The following is a 1714-nucleotide window of genomic DNA, read 5'->3' as shown; positions in this document are numbered from 1 at the left end:
GGGCAGCCGATCGAGGGGGTGACTGGTTTCGACTTCGTACGTTGCGGCAGGGGAAGCGAGCCGAGGAAGCCGACGTCGTCTCGTGTATCGGTCGTCGGAATCCACGCAGCCAGCCGCGCGAGGCGAAGTCGGCGAGCGCCTTGTTGACGGTCTCCCGGGAGGCGCCCACGAGCTGCGCGATCTCCTCCTGGGTCAGGTCGTGGGTCACCCGCAGCACGCCGCCGTCGCGGGTGCCGAACCGGCCGGCCATCTGGAGCAGGTTCTTGGCGACCCGGCCCGGCACGTCGGTGAAGATCAGGTCGGCCAGCGAGTCGTTGGTCCGGCGCAGGCGGCGGGCGAGCACCCGCAGCAGCTGCTCGGCGATCTCGGGCCGGTTGTTCAGCCAGGGCCGCAGCGCCTGCTTGCGCAGCCGGACCAGGCGGGTGTCGGTCACCGCGGTGGCCGTCGCCGTACGCGGGCCGGGGTCGAAGAGCGACAGCTCGCCGACCATGTCCGACGGGCCCATCACGGCGATCAGGTTCTGCCGGCCGTCGGCCGCGCGGCGGCCCACCTTGATCTTGCCGGACAGCAGGATGTAGAGACTGTCGCCGGGCTCGCCCTCGTTGAACACGACCTCGCCCTTGCGGACCTCGATCGTCTCCATCTCCTTGGCGAGCGCCTCGGCAGCCTCCGGGTCGACACCCTGGAAGATCCCGCTGCGGGCCAGTACCTCGTCCATCGCGCACCTCCGCCTGCGCGTGCCGTCCGTCGGCCGGGTCCGCCGTCCGCTGATCCCTCGCGCGCCGCCAGTCTAGGCGCACCTGAGCAGGAATCAGAGGTGCACCCCTGGAGATCATAGGCTGCGGGGTGTGCTGAACGAGCCGTACCTGACCACCCGGTGTGAGAACGGGCGGAACATCCCGCTGCTGGTGTGGCGTGCCGAGGCGCCGCTGCTGGCGGTCGGCTCCGCCCCGCTGGGCGGTGGCATCGGGGTCCGCCGGTGGGTGGTCAACGCGACCGTGCCCATGTCGTACGACCGGGACGACCCGGCCGACCACCTCGCCGAGCTGGCCGGCGGGCTCGGCCTGGACGGACCCGGCGTGGGCCTGCTGACCGGGGTCGACGTGGCCGAGGTGGTGGCCCGCGAGGACGGCGGCGTCCGGGTCTGGGCGACGGTCGGCCTCGGCACCCCGGTCTGGGCCGCCGCCCCCGCGCCCGCCACCCCGGCCCAGCGGGTGGGCACCGTCAACATCGTCGGGTACGTCCCGGTCCGGCTCGGCGAGGCGGCCCTGGTCAACGCGGTGGCGACGGCCACCGAGGCGAAGGCGCAGGCGATCTGGGAGCTGGGGCTGCCCGCCACCGGCACCCCGACGGACGCGGTCACCGTGCTCTGCCCGGCCGACGGCGACCCGGCCCCGTACGGGGGGCCCCGGTCGACCTGGGGTGCCCCCCTGGCCCGGGCGGTGCACGCGGCCGTCCTGGCCGGCGGCGCGGGCCCGGTCGTGCCCTGGTCCGACCGGCGGGCGGGCTGAGCCCGCTTGCACGACCCGAACAAGTTTTCCGGCCGATCGGACGTCGTCGGCGGCGTTGCCGGGCGGTAGCGTCGCGAACGATGTATGCTCCCGCGCTCTCCGCGTCCCGCCCGTGGCGCCGGTCGGCGGCCGCCGTCGGCGTGCTGCTCGCCGCCCTGCTCGCCGCCGGCTGCGCCCCCCAGACCGACGACCCGCCGGCCTGG

Annotated in this window: 2 protein-coding genes; one reads left to right on the top strand and one right to left on the bottom strand. The window is 74.6% G+C overall.

Annotated features, from left to right (window positions below; genetic code table 11):
* Window positions 1–718: Crp/Fnr family transcriptional regulator (locus ACWEVO_RS36165; protein ID WP_452311887.1), on the bottom strand; the 718-nt coding region annotated here is incomplete at its 3' end.
* Window positions 719–848: 130 nt separating this feature from the next.
* On the opposite strand from ACWEVO_RS36165, the gene ACWEVO_RS36160 reads away from it, so the two are divergent.
* Window positions 849–1511 (top strand): adenosylcobinamide amidohydrolase, encoded by a 663-nt coding sequence (locus ACWEVO_RS36160; RefSeq protein WP_452311886.1) that lies wholly within the window; start codon window positions 849–851, stop codon window positions 1509–1511.
* The last annotated feature ends 203 nt before the right edge of the window (window positions 1512–1714 follow it).

The sequence above is a fragment of the Micromonospora sp. NPDC003776 genome (assembly GCF_053605645.1).
This window is presented reverse-complemented; position numbering and strand designations above follow the sequence as displayed.